The organism is Glutamicibacter sp. AGC46 (assembly GCF_053543715.1).
This window is the reverse complement of record NZ_JBLVOJ010000005.1, coordinates 103,829-104,499: the sequence shown is the minus strand read 5'-3', so window position 1 is coordinate 104,499 and position 671 is coordinate 103,829. Positions and strand designations below refer to the sequence as shown.

Annotated in this window: 1 protein-coding gene; it reads right to left on the bottom strand. The window is 60.8% G+C overall.

The window, feature by feature from the left end:
• Positions 1–31 precede the first annotated feature (31 nt).
• On the bottom strand, positions 32–499 hold the full coding sequence (locus ACNPM8_RS01425; RefSeq protein ID WP_448939113.1) for a DUF4383 domain-containing protein: 468 nt from the start codon (positions 497–499) through the stop codon (positions 32–34).
• Positions 500–671 lie beyond the last annotated feature (172 nt).

The following is a 671-nucleotide window of genomic DNA, read 5'->3' as shown; positions in this document are numbered from 1 at the left end:
CGCCCCCCCGCTTCAGTGCTTCAGCATCTGGTCAAGTCGCGTGCGGGTCCCGATGCTGTCCAGTCGCCTTGCGGGAGAGGAGCAATCCCAAGATGATCATGAGCGCACCGAGCCCCAAATGCAGCCAGTTATCGGCATCGTTCAGCGGGATGAAGTTGGCGGCGCTGTCGAAATCAATGACCAGCCCGTAGACCCACAGGGCCAGGTAGATGATTCCGCCGCCAACCAGGTAGCTGCGGGCAGCAGGCACGGTTCGCGCCATCAGGTAGCCGGCGACACCGAAAAGCAGATGCACGGCATTGTGCAGGTACGAGACCTGGAAGATGCCCAGCAGCTTGGCTTCAGAGTGGTGGCCGGCACCAGAGAGCGATTCGTAGTTGGTGGTGATTCCCGGAATGAATCCGAGGACGCCGACCAGGAAGAACACGATGCCGACCGCCAGCGCGGCCTTTTGCACCATCGGACGTGTTGCTATGACAGGATCTTTTGGATGTTCCATGATCTTGCTCCTTCATTCTGGCTGTTGCGATCGGAAGGAAACGTTGGCCCGGTATGCCGGCCGCCGTCATGCTAGCCACGCTAGGGGATTGCCGGCTGGATGGCACGGGAATCTTCCAGTACCTAGGGAACGTCCAGCAACGGAGGTGCGTGGATCGGGGGGGGGCCTGGCA